At 53.2% G+C, this 20,634-nt stretch carries 19 protein-coding genes; 6 read left to right on the forward strand and 13 right to left on the reverse strand.

Features of this window, described 5'->3' with window-relative positions; genetic code table 11:
- Positions 1–2 precede the first annotated feature (2 nt).
- Entirely contained in the window at positions 3–1,580 is a 1,578-nt protein-coding gene (locus tag GZZ87_RS05940) for a proton-conducting transporter membrane subunit (protein WP_162025607.1), read from the reverse strand.
- A gap of 70 nt (positions 1,581–1,650) precedes the next feature.
- On the opposite strand from GZZ87_RS05940, the gene GZZ87_RS05945 reads away from it, so the two are divergent.
- The 5 genes from GZZ87_RS05945 (at position 1,651) to GZZ87_RS05965 (ending at position 9,256) form a co-directional block, all read left to right on the forward strand.
- Entirely contained in the window at positions 1,651–2,529 is an 879-nt protein-coding gene (locus tag GZZ87_RS05945; RefSeq protein ID WP_162025608.1) for a LysR family transcriptional regulator, read from the forward strand.
- A gap of 270 nt (positions 2,530–2,799) precedes the next feature.
- Positions 2,800–4,116, forward strand: a complete 1,317-nt coding sequence (locus GZZ87_RS05950) for a cytochrome ubiquinol oxidase subunit I (protein WP_162025609.1) — start codon at positions 2,800–2,802, stop codon at positions 4,114–4,116.
- A 2-nt stretch (positions 4,117–4,118) separates the two neighbouring features.
- On the forward strand, positions 4,119–5,132 hold the full coding sequence (locus GZZ87_RS05955; protein ID WP_162025610.1) for a cytochrome d ubiquinol oxidase subunit II: 1,014 nt from the start codon (positions 4,119–4,121) through the stop codon (positions 5,130–5,132).
- A gap of 214 nt (positions 5,133–5,346) precedes the next feature.
- Positions 5,347–6,294, forward strand: a complete 948-nt coding sequence (locus GZZ87_RS05960; RefSeq protein WP_162025611.1) for a hypothetical protein — start codon at positions 5,347–5,349, stop codon at positions 6,292–6,294.
- Between the two features lie 193 nt (positions 6,295–6,487).
- Complete coding sequence (locus GZZ87_RS05965; protein WP_162025612.1) at positions 6,488–9,256, forward strand: bifunctional aconitate hydratase 2/2-methylisocitrate dehydratase; 2,769 nt, start codon at positions 6,488–6,490, stop codon at positions 9,254–9,256.
- Positions 9,257–9,404: 148 nt separating this feature from the next.
- Here GZZ87_RS05965 and GZZ87_RS05970 read toward each other — a convergent pair whose 3' ends face one another.
- From GZZ87_RS05970 to GZZ87_RS05995, 6 genes are all read right to left on the reverse strand, one after another.
- A complete protein-coding gene (locus tag GZZ87_RS05970) occupies positions 9,405–9,680 on the reverse strand; it encodes a hypothetical protein (protein WP_162025613.1) in 276 nt (91 codons plus the stop codon).
- Between the two features lie 5 nt (positions 9,681–9,685).
- Positions 9,686–11,119: a GAF domain-containing SpoIIE family protein phosphatase gene (locus GZZ87_RS05975; protein ID WP_162025614.1), complete on the reverse strand. Its 1,434-nt coding sequence runs from the start codon at positions 11,117–11,119 to the stop codon at positions 9,686–9,688.
- Positions 11,120–11,153: 34 nt separating this feature from the next.
- On the reverse strand, positions 11,154–11,672 hold the full coding sequence (locus tag GZZ87_RS05980; protein WP_162025615.1) for an STAS domain-containing protein: 519 nt from the start codon (positions 11,670–11,672) through the stop codon (positions 11,154–11,156).
- A gap of 147 nt (positions 11,673–11,819) precedes the next feature.
- Positions 11,820–12,293 (reverse strand): redoxin domain-containing protein, encoded by a 474-nt coding sequence (locus GZZ87_RS05985; protein WP_162025616.1) that lies wholly within the window; start codon positions 12,291–12,293, stop codon positions 11,820–11,822.
- 152 nt (positions 12,294–12,445) lie between these two features.
- Entirely contained in the window at positions 12,446–13,627 is a 1,182-nt protein-coding gene (tyrS, locus tag GZZ87_RS05990; RefSeq protein WP_162025617.1) for a tyrosine--tRNA ligase, read from the reverse strand.
- Between the two features lie 108 nt (positions 13,628–13,735).
- Positions 13,736–14,821: an adenylyltransferase/cytidyltransferase family protein gene (locus tag GZZ87_RS05995; RefSeq protein ID WP_162025618.1), complete on the reverse strand. Its 1,086-nt coding sequence runs from the start codon at positions 14,819–14,821 to the stop codon at positions 13,736–13,738.
- A gap of 147 nt (positions 14,822–14,968) precedes the next feature.
- Between GZZ87_RS05995 and GZZ87_RS06000 the strand changes: the two genes are divergently transcribed.
- Positions 14,969–16,330 carry an NAD-dependent succinate-semialdehyde dehydrogenase gene (locus tag GZZ87_RS06000; protein WP_162025619.1) on the forward strand — a complete coding sequence of 454 codons (1,362 nt, stop codon included), beginning with the start codon at positions 14,969–14,971 and terminating at the stop codon, positions 16,328–16,330.
- A gap of 68 nt (positions 16,331–16,398) precedes the next feature.
- Here the strand turns inward: GZZ87_RS06000 and GZZ87_RS06005 are convergent, their stop codons facing one another.
- The 6 genes from GZZ87_RS06005 to GZZ87_RS06030 form a co-directional block, all read right to left on the reverse strand.
- Positions 16,399–17,010 (reverse strand): PEP-CTERM sorting domain-containing protein, encoded by a 612-nt coding sequence (locus GZZ87_RS06005; RefSeq protein ID WP_162025620.1) that lies wholly within the window; start codon positions 17,008–17,010, stop codon positions 16,399–16,401.
- Between the two features lie 161 nt (positions 17,011–17,171).
- Positions 17,172–17,738, reverse strand: a complete 567-nt coding sequence (rlmB, locus tag GZZ87_RS06010) for a 23S rRNA (guanosine(2251)-2'-O)-methyltransferase RlmB (RefSeq protein WP_162025621.1) — start codon at positions 17,736–17,738, stop codon at positions 17,172–17,174.
- Between the two features lie 125 nt (positions 17,739–17,863).
- Positions 17,864–18,913 (reverse strand): Holliday junction branch migration DNA helicase RuvB, encoded by a 1,050-nt coding sequence (gene ruvB / locus GZZ87_RS06015; RefSeq protein WP_162025622.1) that lies wholly within the window; start codon positions 18,911–18,913, stop codon positions 17,864–17,866.
- Positions 18,914–19,015: 102 nt separating this feature from the next.
- Positions 19,016–19,528, reverse strand: coding sequence for an ATP-binding protein (locus GZZ87_RS06020; RefSeq protein ID WP_162025623.1), 513 nt, complete (start codon positions 19,526–19,528; stop codon positions 19,016–19,018).
- A 67-nt stretch (positions 19,529–19,595) separates the two neighbouring features.
- Positions 19,596–20,204 carry a nicotinamide riboside transporter PnuC gene (gene pnuC, locus GZZ87_RS06025; protein ID WP_162025624.1) on the reverse strand — a complete coding sequence of 203 codons (609 nt, stop codon included), beginning with the start codon at positions 20,202–20,204 and terminating at the stop codon, positions 19,596–19,598.
- 94 nt (positions 20,205–20,298) lie between these two features.
- Positions 20,299–20,598, reverse strand: coding sequence for a Dabb family protein (locus GZZ87_RS06030; RefSeq protein ID WP_162025625.1), 300 nt, complete (start codon positions 20,596–20,598; stop codon positions 20,299–20,301).
- Positions 20,599–20,634: the final 36 nt, after the last annotated feature.

Here is a 20,634-nt window from a genome sequence, read left to right on the forward strand (position 1 = left end):
AATTAACGATTTTTAGGGACGAGGCCGAGTTTACGTGCGGTATTGTTAGCGATCGTGTTCATGTAGAAGCCGTTCAAAGCATGCACATACAGGCGGCGCTTGTAAGCGACTGAAAGGAACCCTGGGTGTCCGTCTTGGAAACGGATGGATGTCATCAAGAAGGCAAAAATGAAGAGCGTGAGTATGATTTCAGCCATTGGCCATGTCGGCACATCACGCGGCAAAGAGGATGCCAGTAGCGTGTCGGCTAGGCCTGATAGCACGAAGTAAATGGCGCCGATGCCTGCGGCAAAGATCGCTGTCTTGATGATTTCACTGCTATCACGACCGCGGCGCATTTGTGTCCATAGTAGTTGTGTAATGGCCACTACGACCACCATGCTGAGCACCAGCATGCCAGGCTTTTCAGCAGGGCTCACTCCAAATACGTAGCTAAGACCAACCACAATACTCACACCGATCGCGACTGCTAACCAGATGCGACTCTGCGGAAGTTTCACATATTTTGGATCCGCATTGAGTTTCTTCGCAGTGGCAACCGCAGAGCCAGAAGAAAGGAAGGCATGCCCTTTGTAGAGTGAGTGCGCTACGATATGAAGCACTGCGAGGTGGAATGCTCCGAGACCACACTGCAAAAGCATGAAACCCATTTGAGCGATCGTGGAATATGCCAGCGCGCGCTTCACACTCGTTTGCGAGAGCATGACGAACGACCCATAGATCGCGGTGATTGCACCGAAGATGGCGAGCAGGAGCAGCGCATTAGATGTGTTCACCAATACCGGACTCATGCGAACCACTAGATATCCACCACCGTTAATGATACCGGCGTGCATCAGTGCAGATACAGGTGTCGGCGCCCCCATCGTGTCAGGTAGCCATGTGTGAAATGGGAACTGAGCGGATTTGAACATCGCTCCAAGGATAATCAGCCAGCCGATCCATGCGTTATTATCGAGCGAACTCCCTTGCTCCTGTGTAATTATAAATAGCTTTCCAAAGTCCTGCGCCCCGTAGATGACGAAGACGCCAATGAATGCGCCGAGTAAGCAGAAGTCACCCATGCGGCTAACAATGAATTTCTTACGAGCTGAAAGGAGCGTGCCTTTACGGTCTGGGTAATAGACCAGCAGCTTGTGGAGGCCTAGGCTGCTTGCCATCCATGCCGCGAAGAACTGCACCAAGCCTGGTGCCACGACTAAGGCCATCACGGAACCGAGCGTGACGCACATCCATTTAAAGAAGTATCCTTGGCGCTTATCACCAGCGAGGTAATTTTGTGAGAAACGCAGGATGACCGCTCCTAGGAAGCAGACCAATAGAAGGATTGTTGCCGAGAGCGCATCAAATCGAATGCCGATCCATCCAGCGTCAGTCAAAGTGGCAACCACAGGTTGCTGATCGTGAAAAGCCCATAAGACTGTTGCCAGCGTCGCACTGCCAAAAGCGCACCACGCAGTGAGCTCGGCAAACTTCCCCGCAGTAAGCGGACGACCATTGAGCCATTTCGATGAAAGCACGACCCACAGCATGAGGGCTGGCGCTATCCAGAGTATGAGAAGACTGATGAGTATTTCCATGCCACTATTGTAATGGAAACTCTTGATTTTGTCTAATATAAGAATTTAACTAAATCGTTCTCTTTTATATATGTCACAGTTAAACTATCACCACCTTCGCTACTTTCATGCCATCGTGCGCGAAGGCACGCTCACCCGTGCTGCCGAGACTTTGCACGTCTCTCAGTCTGCCTTGAGTATTCAATTGAAGAAGCTGGAAGAGAGCTTGGACTGCGCCCTATTTGATCGACAGCACAAATCTCTGAGTCTGACCGAGGAGGGGCGTATCGTGTTCGACTACGCTGAGACGATCTTTCGCACTGGTGAAGAGTTGATGGCGACGTTGCAAAATAAAAATAAGCGCTTTCGCGATGTGCTGCGCGTCGGTGCGGTGTCGACCCTATCCAAGAACTTCCAGATGACTTTCTTGAAAGAGGCCTTCGACGACGAAGATCTCGAAGTGGTGATTCAGTCCGGGAGTCTGCGAGAGTTGTTGAATCAACTGAGAGCGCACACGATCGACCTCGTTTTATCCAATACGCCGATCCTACGCGATGCTGAGCGCAAATTGCACAGTCAATTACTTGATAAGCAATCTGTGAGTATCGTGGGTCCCGAGCGCTTTAAAGGCCGAACAGGATTTAGGTTTCCCGAAGATTTGGTGGATACGCCGATCGTATTGCCGAGTATGGAAAGTAATATCCGAGCGGGCTTTGACCTCGCCATGGAACGTGCCGGCATCGCTCCCTTGATTGCGGCGGAGGCCAATGATATGGCGATGATGCGCCTAATCGCCCGCAAGACCGATGCGCTTGCCCTCGTCCCACCAGTGGTGGTTATGGATGAGCTACAAAACAAGCGGCTCTTCGAGCTGTGCAATATCCCTGATATTCAAGAGACCTTCTATGCGATTACCGCAACACGTCGTTACCCGAACCCGTATCTAAAAAAGCTCTTGAAGCACGATTAGGGGAGCTTGTGGAGAAGCAGCCTCTCCATCGTCACATTGCCGATGGAGTCTCGTGTGACCGAATCGACCGCGTATTGTGGGGCGGATCGAGGGTGAGCTCGTGATGCGGGATAAGAGTGTCGATTCTGCGCTGCAGCAGTCATGGGTGATCAAACTGATGCTGAGGTCGACTTGCTACTAGCGGCGATTAGGGTTTGTTATGAATTAGTTGCTAGTTTGACAGGGCTTTCCTTCGCAGGTCTTGCTTTACTGACTTCAGCAAGAACCATTATGGACGAATTTTTACTTTCTCGCATACAATTTGCGGCCAATATCTCTTTTCACATCCTGTTTCCGACGATCACGATCGCTCTAGGTTGGTTGTTGTTATTCTTTAAGCTGCGCTACCGCCGCACGCGTGATGCGAAGTGGATGGAGCTGTATTTCTACTTTACCAAGGTCTTTGCGTTGACCTTTAGTCTCGGGGTGGTGACAGGCGTGACGATGTCGTTTCAGTTTGGCACGAATTGGCCCGGGTATATGAATACCGTGGGTAACATTGCGGGGCCGCTGCTAGCTTACGAGGTGCTTACGGCATTTTTCCTCGAAGCGACGTTTTTGGGAGTGATGCTTTACGGCTTCCGCAGGGTGCCGAGCTGGTTCCATACGCTATCTACGTTTTTGGTGGCGGGGGGCACGACCTTGTCGGCATTTTGGATTCTGGCCCTCAATAGTTGGATGCAGACACCGGCGGGTCATGTGATGATCGATGGTGTGGCGCACGCTGAGAATTGGTGGCAAATCGTGTTTAACCCGTCGATGCCATATCGACTCATACATACATTGCTCGGCTCAGGATTAACGGTCGCTTTTCTAGCTGCTGGCTTGTTGGCGTATCGCTGTATCAAAGGTGATCAACGCCCTGCAGTGAAAGCTGGGTTGACTTGTAGTATCGTCTTGGCGGCAGTGCTGGCTCCTTTACAAGGACTCGTTGGTGATTTACACGGCACGAATACGCGTGACTATCAGCCACAGAAGCTGGCAGCAATGGAGGCGTTGTGGGAAAGTGGTGATGGGGTGCCGTTGGCGCTCTTTGCGTTGCCCGATGAAGAGGCACGTGAAAATCACATGGAGATCGCCGTGCCGAAGCTCGGTAGTCTGATTATTACGCGTGACCCGAATGGACATGTGCGTGGGTTGAATGAATTTATTGGCGAACATCCGCCCGTGGCTCCGGTGTTTTGGAGCTTTCGTGTGATGGTCGGGGTAGGCACCGTCATGATCGGCGTGGCTTTTGTTGGAGCATTTTACCTGTGGAAAAAGCCCGCACTGCCGCAGTGGTATTTAAAAGTGCTGTTGGGCATGACGTTTTCCGGCTGGGTCGGAACGATCGCGGGCTGGTATGTGAGTGAGATCGGACGTCAGCCGTGGTTGGTGCAGGGGATCTTGAAATCCAAAGATGCGGTGGCCGATCTGCCGCCCTCGCATGTGGCGCTCACGCTCACCGCTTATTTGGTGACTTACGTGGTATTATTTTTTGCCTACATTGGCTCTCTCTTTTACTTGGCGAGAAAGGAAATCGCGACTGAACCTAAGGAGCTTGTTTAAAAATGAGTTTGGAAATTTTTCAAAACGGCGAGTGGTTGCCCTTCGTCTTCGCATTTCTAATTGGCCTCGCGATGTTGCTGTATGCGGTGCTCGACGGCTATGACCTGGGGGTTGGGTTGCTGTCGCGTAGCGTGGAGCGCGAGGAGCGTGATCGGATGATTGCTTCCATCGGCCCGTTCTGGGATGCGAATGAGACCTGGCTGGTGTTGGGTGTTGGTTTGCTGTTGGTCGCCTTTCCTGTGGCGCACGGTGTGGTGCTAACGAATCTGTATCTGCCCGTGGCGGTGATGATGATCGGACTGATTTTTCGTGGCGTCTCCTTTGACTTTCGCAAGAAGGTGGCGCCTGAGGGCCAACAGCGTTGGAACCGAAACTTTTTCCTCGGCTCGCTGGTCGTGGCCTTGAGTCAGGGCTACATGGTCGGGCGCTATATTATCGGTTTTCAAGAAGGTCTGAGCGGTTACCTCTTTTCGGTGTTCTTCGCGTTGCTCGTGGTTGCAGGGTATACGCTGATGGGGGCGTGTTGGTTGATTCTGAAAACCGAAGGCGCGTTGCAGGTTAAAGCCGTGGGCTGGGCGCGTCGGGCGATTTGGGTGATGGTGCTCGGAGCCTTGCTCAGTAGTTTGACTGCGCCGTTTGTCGCGACGCGCATTTACGATCGGATGTTTGCCTTTCCCGAGGTGACGCTACTGCTGGCGATGCCGTTGATCTCGATCATGCTGACCTTGCTAATGCACTTCATTCTCGGGATCTTACCGTTGGAAAAGGATCGGCTCGCTTGGATGCCATTCGCGATTTCGATTGCGATCTTCGTGCTCGGATTCCTGGGGCTGGTTTACAGCTTTTATCCGTATATCATTCCCGGGCATTTGCTGATTGTGGAAGCCGCCGCCGCGCCGGAGTCATTGATGGTGATTCTGATCGGCACCGCGATTGTGCTGCCATTTTTGATCGGTTATACGGCGCTGGCCTACTGGATCTTTCGTGGCAAGGCGACGGATCTGAGATATGATTGAGGAGGGGCGTGTCGAACGTTGAACGTTGAATGTTGAGCGTTACGCTGCGTCGTTTTGTGTCGTAGCACGGTGCTTAAGCCCGAGAGCGTTGCCTCGCAGAATCGTTGCTGTGAACCCATCCCGACGGACTGCGTCTAAAGAGCGCAGCTACATTAGTGTTGTGTATTTTAATAAGCGTTTGACGTAAGGTGGGTGGTTCGCACTGTTTGGCCCCATGAAAAACGTTGTTTTGTGTCTGGTTGCTTTGGTGGTGGGATGGTTGCTTGGGGTGTCGTTTGGCGTCTCGGAAGTTCGTGAGCCCATAGGTGAGGTGCCGGTGTCTGTGGTGACTGCGCCGGTTGGCACGCTTGAGCGTATCAGCGAGTTAGAGGCCAGTCTCGCGGAGACGGAGTCGGCACTTGAGCGTGCCCAGTCAGAACTCGAGACGGTTCGCGCGGCGGCAAGAGATTCTGCTCCTGAGGCAGAGGTCGAAGAAGAGAAGGCTGCTCCGGTTCAGAACCCATTCATGGCGAATGTGCAATCGATGGCGGCTGAGAGTTCGAAGCAACGGAAGCAGGAAGAGTTGGAGAAGCTGAAGCTTAGCTTGAATTTGTCGCCGGATCAGGTGGCAGCGTTGGAGACGTATTATGCGAAGAGTGCTGAGCTAGAGGCGAAGCTGATGGAGCGTGTGTTTTCTGGGGAGTCGATGGAATCCATGGAGGCAGCAGCCGAGGAGATGGCATCGGAGGTGGAGTATCACAGTGTTTCTCAGTTGCTCGATGAACTTCTGACACCTGAGCAGCAGGCGGTGTATGAGGCTAACAAGGAGCAAGAGGATTTGGAACGTAAGGAAGCGACGGCCTATCGCGAGCTCAGTTCACTGCAGCAACAGTTCTTATTGGATGAGTCGCAGAAGGATCAGGTCTTTGAGATTTTCTATGACAAAGCGTATGCCGTGAAGCACTCTGAGTGGGAAGCACTGGGGATTGATCAATCTGGAACCGATGGTTTCCTAGGCGCAAAGGTCGTTGAGAATGAACGCTTGATAGAGACTCTATCTGAAGTGCTCGCAGAGGATCAGCTTGAGCTGTATCGCAAGAAGCTGGCGTCCGACCTCGAAATGCAACGTAAGTCGATGCAGATGTTTGGTAGCGGACTGGCTTCGAAAGCGAAGGGCGAGTGAATCTAATTGGAGACTTCTACAGTCAGCACATATTGGGCGGAAATCTGCGACTCGGCTGAGCTTATTGAAGTCAGGAGATGGCGAAGCAATGTCCATGTCACTGCTCGACTTCGATGAGGAAGAATCGATAGGAGTGCTGCTTTTCCGTTTTTTGGACTGACAGTTGGCTTAGAAGGCATATGTCATGGTGTGCATGAATACCTATACTGACTATTTGAAGGAGATCGAAGAACGTAAAGGCGAAGGGTTAGCCCCTAAGCCAATCGATGATGGCGTCTTATTGGCTGAAATCATTGAGCAGATTAAAGATACTGCGAACGAACATCGTAAGGAGTCACTTAACTTCTTTATTTACAATACCTTGCCGGGCACGACGAGTGCGGCTGTCGTGAAGGCAGACTTTTTGAAAGCGATCATTCTCGGCGAGTCGGTCGTCGCAGAAATTACGCCCACCTATGCCTTTGAGCTGTTATCTCACATGAAGGGCGGCCGTTCGATTGAGGTGCTCCTTGATTTGGCCCTGGGCGATGACGCGGCTCTCGCAAGCGAGGCTGCTGCGGTTCTTAAGACACAAGTTTTTCTGTATGAAGCCGATACCGATCGCCTTGAAGCGGCTTACAAAGCTGGCAACGCAATCGCGAAGGATCTCCTTGAGAGTTATGCTGCGGCTGAGTTCTTCACAAAGCTTCCAGAAGTGGAAGAAACGATCGAGGTCGTCACTTATATCGCTGGCGAAGGTGATATCTCCACTGACTTGTTGTCTCCAGGCAATCAAGCGCACTCACGCTCTGACCGCGAACTACACGGCAAGTGCATGATCTCTGAACAGGCGCAAATCGAGATCCAAGGTCTGCAAGCGCAGCATCCTGACAAGCGTGTGATGCTGATCGCGGAAAAGGGCACGATGGGCGTGGGCTCTTCTCGTATGTCGGGTGTCAACAATGTGGCGCTCTGGACTGGTAAGCCCGGCAGTCCCTACATCCCATTTGTGAATATTGCTCCGATTATTGCGGGCACCAATGGTATCTCTCCAATCTTTTTGACGACCGTCAGTGTGACTGGCGGTATCGGAATTGATTTGAAGAACTGGGTGAAGCAGCTCGATGCAGACGGTAACCCAGTCAAGGACGAGAATGGTGACCCTGTGCTAGAGCAGGCCTATTCGGTCGCGACTGGCACGGTGTTGACGATTAACACAAAGGATAAGAAACTTTATAATGGCGACCAAGAGTTGGTGGATATCTCTGCTTCGCTCACGCCTCAAAAAGTCGAATTCATCAAGGCGCGCGGTTCCTATGCAATTGTCTTCGGCAAAAAGCTCCAGACCTTTGCCGCTGAAACATTGGGGGTTGCTTTGGCGCCAGTCTTTGCTCCTTCCAAAGAGATCACACATGCAGGCCAAGGCCTCACTGCCGTTGAAAAGATCTTTAATAAGAACGCTGTTGGCGTGACAGAGGGCAAAGTGCTCTACGCTGGCTCTGATATTCGCGTAAAGGCGAACATTGTGGGGTCGCAGGACACCACTGGTTTGATGACTTCTCAGGAGTTGGAAGCGATGGCGGCAACCGTCATCTCGCCAACGGTGGATGCAGGTTACCAGTCTGGTTGCCACACGGCGTCTGTTTGGGATAAGAAGGCGCAGGCGAACATTCCACGCCTCATGCAGTTCATGCACAAGTTCGGCCTCATCACCGCGCGTGATCCGAAGGGTCAATACCATGCGATGACCGACGTGATCCACAAGGTCTTGAACGACCTGACAGTGGATGAATGGGCGATCATCATTGGTGGTGACTCACACACTCGTATGTCGAAGGGCGTAGCTTTTGGCGCGGATTCTGGCACTGTAGCGCTCGCACTTGCGACCGGTGAGGCGACGATGCCGATTCCTGAATCGGTCAAGGTCACTTTTAAGGGCGACTTGCAAGATCACATGGATTTCCGTGATGTGGTGCATGCGACACAGATTCAAATGCTCAAGAAATTCGGCGACAATGTCTTCCAAGGCCGCGTGATCGAAGTGCACATCGGCACCCTTCCTGCCGACCAAGCATTCACCTTTACTGACTGGACTGCGGAAATGAAGGCGAAGGCTTCCATCTGCATCTCTCAGGATGAGACGCTGATTGAGTCTCTGGAAATCGCGAAAGGCCGTATCCAGATCATGATCAAGAAGGGCATGGACAACGAGAAGCAGGTGCTTCAAGGCTTGGTCAATATTGCGGATCAACGCATTGCGGATATCCGTTCAGGTGCGAAGCCAGCGCTGATGCCAGATGCGAATGCGAAGTATTCTGCGGAATTCGTCGTCGATCTGAACGAAATCGTCGAGCCGATGATCGCTGATCCGGATGTGAACAACGATGATGTTTCCAAGCGCTATACGCACGATGCGATTCGTGAACTCTCTTACTATAAGGGAGAGAAGGCCGTGGATCTTGGATTTGTTGGTTCCTGCATGGTGCACAAGGGCGACCTTAAGATTGTCTCTCAGATGCTCAAGAACCTCGAAGCCGAACAAGGTAAGGTTGAATTCAAGGCACCGCTCGTCGTCGCCGCGCCGACTTATAACATCATTGATGAGCTAAAGGCTGAAGGTGATTGGGAAATGTTGCAGAAATATTCTGGTTTCGAATTCGATGATGATGCACCAAAGGGCGCCTCACGCACCGAATACGAAAACATGATGTATCTCGAGCGTCCTGGCTGTAACCTCTGTATGGGTAACCAAGAGAAGGCTGCTAAGGGTGATACTGTGATGGCGACTTCGACACGCCTGTTCCAAGGTCGCGTGGTAGAAGACTCCGAGCGTAAGAAGGGTGAGTCCTTGCTCGCTTCGACACCAGTGGTCGTCCTCTCTGCAATCCTTGGACGCATCCCGAACATGGATGAATACAAGGTAGCAGTCGAAGGCATCAACCTGACGAAGTTCGCTCCGCCGACAGGTGTGTTGACACGCTAGTCAGTTGCTGTTCGCCAGTTTTACAAAAACGCTCAGGGATGTTCCCTGAGCGTTTTTTTGTGTGGTTGAGTGAAGTGACACAGACATTCTTGTCTGTTACGTAGGATAAGTGCAGTTCTACTGGGACAGACAAGAATGTCTGTGTCACTCAGGTCAGCTCAGCTCCGCTGTGCTTAATCGCGATGAGCGTGAGGTCGTCGGGCTGACCTTCGTCGCCGGAGAAGCGGTGCACACTATCCATGACGTGATTGAGGATGGATTGTGCGTTGCTATTGCCGTGACGCGGTCGGTGTAGTCCTTGCGTTTGCCCCCTTTTTCCTCCTGAGCGTTTTTTTGTGTGGTTGAGTAAAGTGACACAGACATTCTTGTCTGTTACGTAGGATAAGTGCAGTTCCACTGGGACAGACAAGAATGTCTGTGTCACTCAGCTCAGCTGTGCTTAATCGCGATGAGCGTGAGGTCGTCGGGCTGGCCTTCGTCGCCGGAGAAGCGGTGCACACTATCCATGACGTGATTGAGGATGGATTGTGCGTTGCTATTGCCGTGTGCCTTGAGTGTCTCGATGAGACGTTCGCCGGAGTATTCGTCGCCGCTGGCGTTCACGCTTTCGGTGACGCCGTCGGTGTAGAGCAGTAGGGCGTCGTCTTTGCCGAACGGGACGGTTTTATCTTTGATCGTGAGGTCGAAGATTTCGGGTGGCACCATGCCGAGTGCCATGCCTTGCGATTGAACGGCTTCGACGCTCTCGGTGCCATCGCTGGCGTGGCGGTAGACGAAGGGGAGCTCATGCCCCGCGCGGGCGAAGGTGATCTCCTGCTTGGCCTGATCAATGATCGCATAGACGATAGTGATAAACATATCGCGCCGCATGGAGCTTTGCATCTGCGAGTTGATCTCTATGAGCACTTCTGCGGGGGAGTCGAGTTGGCGCGAAACGTGGCGTAGGTTCGTCTGGCAAATTGCCATCAGGATGGAGGCTGAGATGCCTTTTCCAGACACGTCGGCGATGGCGACTCCGATACGATTGTCATCGATTGCAAAGACGTCGTAGAGGTCGCCGCCGATCTTTTGCGCGGGTGTATAGTGCGCGGAAAATTCGATTTTATCGGATGCGGGGAATTTACTCGGGAGGAGGAGCCCTTGAATGTTGCTGGCCAGTTCGATGTCGAGATCGAGCTTGTTCTTCTCGATCTGTAGCTGCATGGCATCGCTATTATGCACTGCGAGTCCGACTTGTTCTGCCAAGGATTCGACTAGAGAGAAATCGGTATCGGTAAATGCGAGATCGTCGGCTGGATTGGCAACGGCGAGCACGGCGATGAGTTCCCCTTGAAAGAGAACGGGCGCGATGATGATCGAACGCACTTGAAGTGCAGGATCGCTGTGTTGAATGACGCGTGGGTCGTTTGTCGCATCGACGATGAGCTGTGCGCGTTTGGACTTCGCTGCTTGGCCGATTAAGCCTTCGCCCATTTTGAAGGATTCTGATTTTAGGATGTTTTCGAGAAACTGGGCGCGAGTTGCGAGTTTGGCGCTGATGCCTTCTGGTAGTTTGCGTTGCGGGGGAAAGAGTCCTTCGACGGCGATGCCCTTGAGCGTATCATCCTCGCGTTTTTCAAAGATACAGGCACTCATTGCGCCAGTGCTCAGGATGGCGGCGTGGATGATGCGCTGAAACATGGCTGCACGGTCGCTTCCTTCGGCGACGGCCTCGACCATGTTGTGCATGAACTCGACGACAATCTGCTTCTCCTGCTGGAGGAGCTGCTTTTCATCTTCGATGATCTTGATGTGTCTGCGTCTGCCCGTGTGGAGCAGCCACATGCCAAATAATCCTACGAGTAATCCAAGAAAAAATGACATTAATATTCAGGTCTCTTGGGCGGCGCGGAGGGGGTCACTCTGTTTCGTCGGCCTCGACCTGATTTTTAAGGAAAGCGATGACGTCTTGAAATTTAGCGGCGTTTTCCGTGTCGGCCTTCACTAAATTTTCGTGAGCGTTGAGCACATTCTTGGCGTCAGAGACTTCCACGTTTTTAAGTGCGGAGAATTGAGCTTCGGCCGCATCACCTGAGCAGTTTGCAAGATCCTCGCCGATGGTGAGGAGGTTTTGCAGGCCGAGGTTGCAGACCAGCTCATGGTTGCGCTCTCCGAGCTTGCAGATGATTAATACGCCCGGAGGTGTCTGCTTGCGTAATTCAAGCGCCGTGCCCGCAAGAATGCCGAGGAAGGTGCTATCCATCCCCTTGCAGTTCTCGAAGTCGAGCACAATGTGGCTCTTGCCTTCGCCGACCATTTTTTCGATGAACTCTCGAAACGTGTTACAGTTCAGATAGTTCGCCTTACCGTTAATCTGAACCACGACGGGATCAGAGTAAGCGCTGACTAGGAAGGTAGGCTGGGTGGGCTCACTCATGCTATGTTTTTTTGCGGCAAATGATAGTTCAACGGTGTGATCTCAAGATCTGGAGATGATATTGCGAAAGAGGTATGAAAGAATGCCACCACGAGGGTAATAATCAACTTCAATTGCAATATCAACTCACAGATTTAGATCGCGGTCTTAGCTTTTGAGTGCGGTCTGGATTGCGTCGAAATTTGGCAGATCGTGTGGATCTTCAGCGGATTCGCTGTAGATGATGACGCCGTCTTCATCGATCACGAAGGCGGAACGCTTCGAGACGCCCTTGAAGCCGAGAAGATCTGCATAGAGCACGTCGTATGCTGCCGACACGTCTTTATTGAAGTCGCTGAGTAGTGGGAATTGGAGGCCGTCGACTTTTGCCATCTCTTCTTGAGCAAAAGGGCTGTCGACGGAGATGCCGTATACTGCTGCGTTGAGATCAGAATAGGCGGAGAGGCTGCTGCTCACGTCGCACATTTCTTTCATGCAGACACTGGTGAATGCGAGCGGGAAGAACAGCAGGACTGTCTTCTTTTTACCGAGGTTGTCGCTCAGGGAGACGTCCTGTAGGCCGTCTGCGTTTTTAGTTTTGAGAGTGAATGCGGGTGCTTTGGTTCCGGTTGCTAGTGCCATGATGAGTAGTGAGTAGTGACTGGTGAGTCGTGACTGGTGAGTCGTGACTGGTGAGTAGAGTGTATATATAAAGGATTACGCGGCGTTAATGTAAAGCGCCAGATACAATAAGAAGCGCCCTTAATTTGAGCGCTTCTTATGAAATCCTGTCTTTATGCGAGTAGTTTGAAGAACACGCGCTTGCCGGCTTGGAAGATCATTTCGTTGTCTGGTCGAGTGATTTCCTTGTTTGGATCTTCTTGTTTGACGGTGTCGATCTTGACGCCGCCTTGTTGGACGAGGCGACGAATCGCGCCTTTACTCTCAAAGAGTTCAGATTGTGCCATCACCTCGAAGAGCGGTGCGCTCTCGGCATCACCGAGCATGTCGCTCCATGTGAAGGTCGGCATGTCGTCGGGTAATTTGTTCTTGGAGAAGACTTTCTCGAATTGCTCGAGCTCGTGTTTGCCAGCGTCCATTGAGTGGAACTGTCCAACCAAGGCGGATGCGAGGTGCTTCTTGGCCAGCATCGGGTGGCCTGCCTTGAGCTTCTCGATCTTGTCTTCGCTGCTCTCCAAGAGCAACTGGTAGTAAGTCCACATCGTCTCATCGCTGATCGACATGATCTTACCGAACATTTCCTTAGGGGAGTCGGTGAACGCGATGTAGTTATCCGCGCTCTTGGACATCTTCTTGCTGCCGTCGAGGCCGACGAGGAGTGGCATCGTGATGACGGCTTGCTCTTGTTTGCCAGCGTCCTTCTGCAGGGCGCGGCCGACGAGCATGTTAAAGAGTTGGTCGGTGCCGCCGATTTCGACGTCGGCATTGAGCACGAGCGAGTCGTAACCCTGAATGAGTGGGTAGAGGAATTCGATGATCGAGATCGGGGCATTGCCTTTGTAGCGCTTCGCAAAGTCGTCGCGCTCTAACATGCGAGCGACAGTCATCTTGCGAGCCAGCTTGAGGCAGTCCTCGAAGCCCATCTTATCGAACCACTCGCTGTTGTAAACGACGGTGGTCTTGTCTTCGTCGAGGATCTTGAACGCCTGTTCGAGGTAAGTATCCGCGTTGCTCATGATCTCGTCCTTAGTGAGGACGGGGCGCGTGTCGGAGCGGCCAGAAGGGTCACCGATCAAAGTGGTGAAGTCGCCGATAATCAGCACTGCCTCGTGGCCGAGGTCTTGGAACTGGCGTAGCTTGTTAAAGACGACGAGGTGCCCGAAGGTCAGGTCAGGGCGTGTCGGATCGACGCCGAGTTTGACGCGCAACGGGCGATTGCCGTGGAGGCGATCCTCCAGTTCGGTGTCACCGATAACAGTGTCAGTATTTGTGCGGATGGTTTCGATCAGGCTCATTGAAAAAGAAGTCAGAAGTTGGAAGTCAGAAGTGAGCGTTTCACATACCGACTAGATGCTGAAGCGGGTAAAAGTGATCTCGTTCGGCGTCCCGTAAAGGAAAAAGCGCTATCGAATGGTGATGTAAGGCTCAATTGCGCGGTTGCAGTTCGCAGATGCGACAAATGTGTCGCGATCCGCGCTGTCTGCAAAGAGGTAGAGCGCGTAGCCGCCCCAACCGCCGCCGCAGTATTTTCGGCCGATGCAGCCGTCTGCTTCAGCGAGTTCGCGCATGCCTTCTTTGAGTTGTGCCTCGTAGCTCATGCTGACGGCTTCGCCGAGCTTGGGGATGCTACCTGCGAAGATGGCGTCTCTAGCGGTGGCAGCTGCTCGCTCGATTAGGTCGTAGTCGCGGTCGTTGTCGGCATTGCCAGGTGTGTCGTGCGGAATGTCGGTGTAGTGCAGCGCCATGTGGCCACGGAGGAAGTCGCCGTTACGCTTAAAGTCTAGTTTGGGCCGTGCGCCGCTGCGCCATGCGCATAGGCCAGTTTCGCGAATGATGGCAGGATCCTGCCAGCCTACGCCCAGATTGAGCTCGCTTTCCACGCCGTCGTTGCCGTTGAGCAATGCCCAAGCACCGCTGCCGCCGAGGCCAGACTTGATCTCGTAGCTCCACTCATTGAGTGAGACCATTGGCGAGATCGCGCAATTGACGATGTAAGCACCTTCGCGTGCGTGACGTGGCACGTCGAGCCAACCGCCTGCGAAATCAACGCGCAATGGTGATTCGGCAGGAGTGCGGATATTGCGCACGATTGAGCTGGAGGAAACGGGTGTGAACTGTGGCGGTGTCTTCGGGAGGACGATGTATTTGGCACCGACTTGGGCACAGAGTGCTTTTTTGGCGTCGGCATATTGATCGTCGTCCGTGACGGCCAAGATGTCTGGACGGATCTTTAGAAAGTGGTCTTTGAAGTCGAGGCCGAGGTCTTCGCAATCGCCGACGACCACTTGGTCGATCACTTCGAGTGCGGTCATTAGAGCGAGCTTGTGATCCTGTGGAATCGAGGTGCGGCGTTTCTTGTGCTCCCAGAGGACGGCGTCGGATGCAAAGCAGACGGTCAGGTGGTCGCCCAGCGCTCTGGCTTCACGGAAAAACTGGATGTGGCCTGCGTGGAGAATGTCGTAGCAGCCGGAAATAAAAATCTTCTTCATAGTTTAAAAGGGGGTGTTTCGCTCAAAGTAGAGGTCGTTGCAGAGAAATAAGGCAAGTATGGCGATGAATTCCAACCTTATATAAGATAAATACGCCGCATTAGTTTTGCTTATTTACCTTGCGCCTCAGGTGGCTATCAGAGTGGCATGTTTGAATCGATCAATCCCGCAACGGGCCAAGTTATAGTGCGCACTTCTGCGATGCCTGCGGACGTATTAGCGGCTGCGCTTGAGGAGGCTGGCACGACTGCGATGGCATGGGCGCGGGTGGATGTGAGTCTGCGTGCATCGATGCTGGAGACGGTTGCAACTTTACTTGAGGCGAAGCGCGAGGCGTTTGCTCGGCTCATTGTTCAGGAAGTCGGCAAGCCGATCGCAGAGGCACGGGCAGAACTCGATAAGTGCGCGTTGCTGTGTCGCTATTACTCGGCGAATACGGTCGAGTTTTTGGCAGACGAGCTGATTGAGGCATCGGCTCAGGAAAGTGTATTAAGTTATCAGCCGCTCGGTGTGGTGCTGGGTATCATGCCATGGAATTTTCCGTTTTGGCAGGTGTTTCGATTTGCGGTGCCTGTGCTGGCAGCTGGCAATACTGCGCTGCTCAAGCATGCGCCGAATGTGTGTGGGTGTGCCTTGGCGATCGAAGCGCTGTTTCAAGAGGCGGGCTATCCCGAGGGGGTCTTGCGAGCATTGTTTATCGAGATCGATCAAGTCGAGTCGGTGATCGAACACGACGCGGTGCAAGGCGTGGCGTTGACCGGCAGCGAAAAAGCAGGCGCTGCGGTGGCTGCAATTGCGGGACGTGCGATCAAAAAGACGGTGCTGGAGCTGGGCGGGAGTGATCCGTATGTGATTTGTGAAGATGCCGACCTCGATCTGGCCGCTGCGAAGTGTGTGCAGAGTCGGCTAAACAATTGTGGGCAGACTTGTATTTCGGCGAAGCGGTTACTCGTGCATGAAGCGGTGTTGGAGCCCTTCACGGAGAAGGTGATCGCGGCAATTGAGAAACGCCGACAGGGCAACCCAGAAGATGAGTCGATTAACCTCGGTCCGATGGCGCGTGCCGATTTGCGAGTGAACTTACAGCGTCAAGTGGATGCCAGTGTGGCAGCAGGCGCTCGGGTCTTGCTCGGTGGTGAGGTTCCAGAAGGAGCAGGCTATTACTATCCGCCAAGCGTGCTTGCCGATGTGCGCCCGGGGATGCCTGCGTTTGATGAAGAGGTCTTTGGGCCAGTGGTGGCGCTCGTTTCAGTCAAGAGTGATGATCAGGCAGTCGAGCTTGCCAATCAATCCGCTTATGGCCTCGGAGCGGGGGTGTTTACACAGAATATAGAACGTGGCAAGCGCCTCGCGCGTCAGCTTGAATGCGGTGCGTGTTTTATTAACGATTTTGTGAAGTCGGACCCACGCTTGCCGTTCGGCGGGATTAAGCGCAGCGGCTACGGTCGCGAGCTATCGAAGTGCGGCATCCGAGAATTCGTCAACGTGAAGACGATTTGCGTGGGGTAGTGTGGTAGCGAAAAAGGCGAATTCCGAAGAGTTCGCCTTTTTGAGGTCGGGGCTGCTAGTTTGTGGGGCTAGCGACGTCGACGGAGTCCTACCACAGCCAAGATGCCTGCGCTCAATAACAACGCGGTGTTGGATGGCTCTGGAACAACGGTCAGTGTAATGGTGTCATTTCCAAAGCGAGCATCGGTCGTCCATATGTAGGTTCCCGTTGTGAGTCCCAGCGATGTAAATGTGGCACTATTCCAAGTCGAACTTGCTACTGTGTTGTATACTGTTAGAGCACTTTCGTTTACCAATTGGCCATCGAGTGCAATCGCCGTGGAGCCTGTTAAACCAATCATTTCGAAGTAGTTGCCGGTCGAGGTATTCGCGGTAGTCAAAGTGAGGCTTCCCCCGAAGTTAGAGGGACCCGACACAATCGCATCAGAGTAAATGTTTATATTTGCAAAATTCGTATCGGCAATTTGAGCCAATCCAACTGCCAACTCACCGAGGGCAGATCTCAATTTTCCAGATTGAGGGCTAGTGTAAAGGGGGGCCGGAATCGTTGGGCTAACGGTTAAGCTTCCGGTGGACTCCATTACGACATCCCCTCCGGCTTCTGTTATCGTTATATTAATCGCAGCGTTCAGTGAGGTGCCGACAGTGATGAAGGAAATGAACAGGATTGGTAGTTTCATGGGCGTAACTCATTCGATTTTTTGAGGAAATCAAGTCGAACTGCCATTATGAGTAGTTGACTCTAATTGATTCAAAGGCGGCGACGGAGGAGTCTCCGAAGAAAAAGCGGCGGATCCATATCGGATCCGCCGCTTGTTGGAAAGGGGACTGACGCTTGTATTTACAAGCGCTGACGCACCGCTTCGTAAAGAATGACGCCCGCGGATACCGAGACGTTGAGGCACTCCACGCTGCCAGCCATCGGGATGTTGATGAGGTGATCGCAGTGATCACCAGTGACCTTACGCATGCCCCAGCCTTCGCTGCCGAGCACGATAGCGGTGGGGCGATCGAGTTTCATGTCGTAGAGCGACTTAGAGGCTTGATCGGAGGTGCCGATCAGTTGGATGCCTAGCTCCTTGAATTTACGTAGCGTTTGGCTGAAGTTCTTGATGCGCACGAAGGGCACGTCGTCGGCACCGCCACAGGAAATATCACGAACCGTCGGTGTGATGCCACAGGCACCTTTGACAGGAGCCAAGACCGCAGTGACGCCTGCGCCGGATGCGCTACGTAGGCATGCGCCTAAGTTGTGGGGGTCTTGCACGCCTTCGAGGACTAGGAGCAGAGGGTTCTCTGTTCGGTCGATTAGCTCGAAGAGGTCATGCTCGTTTTCGAGATAAACGATCGTTGGCCCTTTCGAGTGGCGAGGTGCACGTTTGATTTTGTGAATTGAATTACGGCCCATGGTATGAGTGAAAGTGAGATGAGTGAGAGTGAAAGTGTGGGCGGAATGCTATAGAGCAGACACTCTTGTCGCTTTGCTGTTACGATGTAAAGGGGGAAGCGATCAGCGCGTTTCTTCTATGTATTTTAGAGTAACTCCGGTTGTGCGCCGTTGTCCTGTGGATCGAGGCCGATGACTTGCCAGCCTTTGTTGGTGAGGACGCGGCCTTGGGCGGTGCGTTGGAGGTAGCCTTCTTGGATGAGGAAGGGCTCGTGCACCTCTTCTAGTGTGTGAGATTCTTCGGCGACGGCGACGGCGATGGTGCCCAGACCGACGGGGCCACCGCGGTAATTCACCGCCATGACACGCATCATTTGCTTGTCCATCTCGTCGAGACCGCGGCGATCAATTTCCAGGAGTTCGAGGGCGGCGGCGGCCATGGTCTCTGTGATGACGCCGTCACCGCGCTGTTGTGCGTAGTCGCGGCAGAAATTGACCAAATTGTTGGCAATACGCGGCGTGCCACGTGCGCGGCGGGCGATTTCGGAGGCTCCGGCTTGAGTGAAGCCGATTTCGAGTAGGTCGCAGGTGCGTTCGACGATACCTTGCAGAGTTTTTTGGTCGTAGTAGCTGAGGCGGGATTGCAGGGTGAATCGGCTGCGCAGTGGTGCCGTGAGCAGTCCCATGCGAGTCGTGGCTCCGAGTAGCGTAAAGCGGGGGAGTGTTAGGCGCACGCTGCGGGCGTTGGGGCCTTGATCGATCATGATGTCGATACGGAAGTCTTCCATCGCTGAGTAGAGATACTCTTCCACGGCTTTCGGGATGCGGTGGATCTCGTCGATAAAGAGGATGTCGCCTTCGCTCAGATTGGTGAGCAAGCCTGCGAGGTCGGCGGGCTTATCAATCACAGGGCCGGAGGTGATGCTGACTTGCTTGCCCATCTCATGCCCCAGGATGAGAGAGAGTGTGGTCTTACCGAGCCCTGGAGGACCGCTAAGTAAAATGTGGTTGAGAGGATCGCCGCGATCACGGGCTGCGCCGACCATCACTTCCAGTCGCTCGATGGTTTTATGCTGCCCAGCAAAGTCGTCGAAGGAGAGGGGGCGGAGCATAGACTCTTCCGAGCTGATGGGGTCAGCGAGTGTTTGTTCGATAAATTCGGTGCCGGTGGGTGGGTCTTCTGGGGTGGAATGCATAGAGGCGATTGTTGCTGATGGATTGTTCTGTTGCAGCGTTGTCCAAATTAAGGGAATAAACCAGCGCTTTATACTTATATGGGGTGGAAAAAAAACGGCTCTTTACAAAATCGCGTCGATGGCGTGCACCGCTTGCACCATGCGTTCTTCCTCGCTACCGTGGATTTCGACGTAGGGGATTTTTAAGATGTCGAGGCTGTCCTTGAAGAGTTCATGCAGCTGTTTCCTGGCCTCGGGGCTTTCGCGTTGGCCTTCGTCGGCGACCCAAGGGATGTCGGGCAGGCAGAGTAAATACAGGCTGTAGTCGCGTTCGAGGAAGCGGTCGTTGACCCAGTCGAGCACGACATCGAAGTAGTAATTGGCGTAGATGATGGACGACAGGATGTTCGTGTCGTGAATGACCAGCCGTTGGGCGCTCGCCAGTGCCGCATCTTCGAGGGCGAGTTGCCCTTCTGCGATCGGTTCGAGATCGTGTGCCTGAAGGTCGCCGTTGAGCTGCTCGACATAGCTGCGCACGAATTCATCAGTCCAAGGTTCGCCATAATACCCAGAGAGTGCCTGCGCTAGGGTGCTTTTGCCTGTGGATTCGGCTCCGATGAGGACGATACGTTTCATGTGTAAGAGGGCTTGAGGAGGGGGGGAGAGCTGAGGGCTGAGACTTGAGGGCTGAGAGCTGAGGGGCTTAGTCTGCGCTTGTGGAAGGCGCGATTGTGCGTTTCCACTCTCGCCAGCCTTTAATCGCGAGGATGATAAAGACGCTGAACAGAATGACGCTGGGCCAGACCTTGTCGGTGTAAAAGAACTTGAGATAGACGCAGTCGGAGATGATCCAGAAGATCCAATTTTCGATGTGTTTGCGGCTGAGCATCCACTGCGCGATGAATGCGCAGCACGTCGCGAAGGCGTCGTAATACGGCAGTCGTGCTTCACCTGTGGTTGACAGTAAAGTCCCGATCGCGGCTGTGCCAGTGATGAGCAGTGCGATGATTGTGAGCCAATGCCTGCTTGGGAGGTGCGAAATACTGACTGCGTCGTCCTCTCGATCCGAGTTCCTAGACCATTGATACCAGCCATAGCCAGCGATGCCGACGAAGGCGATATTCATACCGCCAAAGGCGTAGTAGCCTCCGCGGAAACTGATATAGATATAGGCGGAGTAGCACAGGATGAAGAGCGGCCACGCAATAAGCTTCTCTTTAATACTGAGCCAGACTCCGGTGATACCCATCACCATTGCGAACCAGTCGATCAGGCTGATCGACTGAAGTTGTTCCAATAAAGTGTCTAACATTGAGTGTGGGGCACTTTGGGGAGGGGGCGCGCTCAGTCGTCGTGGTGGGGAGCGTGATGAAAAACAGACAGAAATGTCTGTATCACGTAGCACTTTAGTCGGCGTCGTAGATTTTTACCTTCTTCCAGTAATCCTTGTTGTCGTTAATGAACGCCGTGTGGATCGGGTCTGCTTGATACGCATCGTGCGCGGCGATGTCTTTGACGATGACGGTCAGTGCAAAGTCGTAAGTGGTATCGACGACTGGGCGCTCTGCGGTTTTCGCAGGTGTGCCGATGTAGATGGCTTCGGCGTGTTGGATGCCTCGCATGGTTTCTAGAGAGAGGCGGAACTCGGTGTATTTATCGCCATCGAGGTCCTTTTTGAGCCAGAAGTATACAGTGTGAATCAGCATATGTTGTGGGGGGTCTTGTGTTTTGTGGGGTGAATA

Origin of the sequence: Lentimonas sp. CC4 (genome assembly GCF_902728235.1) — a bacterium.
Taxonomy (GTDB): Bacteria; Verrucomicrobiota; Verrucomicrobiia; order Opitutales; family Coraliomargaritaceae; genus Lentimonas.